This is a genomic window from Variovorax boronicumulans NBRC 103145 (assembly GCF_001591345.1).
Taxonomy (GTDB): Bacteria; Pseudomonadota; Gammaproteobacteria; order Burkholderiales; family Burkholderiaceae_C; genus Variovorax; species Variovorax boronicumulans.
In genome coordinates, this window is sequence record NZ_BCUS01000255.1 from 1 (window position 1) to 1,632 (window position 1,632).

Below are 1,632 nucleotides of genomic sequence, written 5' to 3' on the forward strand. Positions count from 1 at the left end.
GAAGGGCTGCGGCCCGGCCACCAGGTCGAGGGCCGCCTCGCCCGCGATCAGGTCGATGCCGACGACGCGGCCCTCGACGCTGCGGCGCTGCACGCTGGTCTGCGTGTTGAGCACCAGGTCGACGCCCTCGGCCACCTGCACCGCGCGCTGCTCGCCGGTGGCCGTGCGGTAGTCGGCGTTCCACTCGCCGAGCGACGGCCACAGGCCCAGCGGCGGAGAGACCACCGCCACACCCGCGGCCCCGGCCGCGCCCACCGCCGCGCCGAGGAACGCGCGGCGCGCAGCCACCGGCCGCGCCGACAGCACGGGAGCTCGCTGGACTTCGGCCGGCATGCCGCCGACGGCCGGGTCGAGCGCTTGCCACAGGCGCCGGGCCTGCGCCAGCGCGGGCTGGTGCAGCGGGTTGCCATCGCGCCAGCGGCGAAAGCCCTCGACGTCGTGCTGCGTGGCCGCGCCGGACGACAGCCGGCGCAGCCAGGTCTGCGCTTCGCGCAAGGCCTGGGCGTGTGCATCGGACGGGGTCATCGGGGCGTCAACCCGTGCGCGTTGAAAGATGTCGCATACCCATGAGACGGCTCTCGACGCGGTGAACCGCACTTTATTTTTCATGCGGCTCCTTTGCTTCGGGCGTTCGACCCATGCGGGCGGCGATGTGGTCATGCGCTTCCTTGAGTTCCTTCTCCACCGTGCGCAGCGAGATGCCGAGCCGCGCCGCCACCTCGCGCTGCGGCAGGTGCTGCCAGCGCACCATCACCAGCACCTGCCGGCGCCGTGGCGGCAGGCGCTCGATGAGCGCGCGCAGCGTGGCCAGCTCCGCGCGGTCCTGCGCGATCTGCGCGGGCCCCGGCGCGGGGTCGGGCGTTTCGTCGAGCAGCGCCTCGATCTCGTCGGACGTGGCCAGGCGCCCCTGCTTCGCGACCTGGTCGTAGGCCAGGTTGACGGCCACGCGCAGCAGGTAGGCGGCGGGATCGTGCACGCCGTCGATGTCGTCCCGGCTTTCCAGGCGCAGCCAGGTGTCCTGCAGCGCGTCGCCGGCGCGCTCGGCGTTGCCCAGCCGCCGCGCAAGCCGCTGCTTGAGCTCGTCGTAGCGCGCGACCAGGAAGTCGCGCAACGCGGGCAGCGCGTTCTCGGGCATGGCGATGGCGTCAGTGGCGCACCGGGCACTCGAGCCCGGGCGTCTGCGAGCGCGGCAGGATCAGCATCGTGAGCGGCTGCGCCATGTCCGGCGGCGGCGCGCGGTCGATGCGCAGCTGCCGCAGGGTGTCGAGGATGGCGTCGTCGCGTGCGCGCTCGCCGCTGGTGTGCAGCAGGAAGGCATGGGCGATGCGGCCGGTGCCGTCGATCACGAAGCGCATCGCCGCGCGGTAGCCGCCCGGTGCTGCGCGCGGGTGGGCGCACAGGGCTTCCCAGACGCGGGTCTGCACCAGCCCGTCGTAGCCGCGGTGCGCGGTGGCGGGCGCGGCCTGCACCGCATCAGCCGGGCGTGCCGGCGCGGGCACTGCCGGCGCGAGCCGGAGCACGAAGGCGGTCGCGGCCCCCACGCCGGCGTCGTCGGCGACCAGGCCCGTGCCCGCGAGCAGCGCATCGAGGGCGGCCTGCGCATCGAACAGGCCGTGCACGGGCGCGGCTTGG

The 1,632-nt window shown here is 74.6% G+C and carries 3 protein-coding genes; all 3 read right to left on the bottom strand.

The genetic code is table 11. The features are described 5' to 3' along the window. On the bottom strand, positions 1-525 hold a 525-nt coding region (locus VBO01S_RS31355; RefSeq protein ID WP_169805121.1), incomplete at its 3' end, for a DUF4880 domain-containing protein. Positions 526-598: 73 nt separating this feature from the next. Then, positions 599-1,135: an RNA polymerase sigma factor gene (locus tag VBO01S_RS31360; protein ID WP_062483065.1), complete on the bottom strand. Its 537-nt coding sequence runs from the start codon at positions 1,133-1,135 to the stop codon at positions 599-601. A 10-nt stretch (positions 1,136-1,145) separates the two neighbouring features. Continuing rightward, on the bottom strand, positions 1,146-1,632 hold a 487-nt coding region (locus VBO01S_RS31365), incomplete at its 5' end, for a TonB C-terminal domain-containing protein (RefSeq protein WP_174543730.1).

Coding starts and splice junctions, on each gene's coding strand:
- VBO01S_RS31360 (WP_062483065.1), bottom strand. CDS start 1,135: ATGCCCGAGAACGCGCTGCCCGCGTTGCGCGACTTCCTGGTCGCGCGC.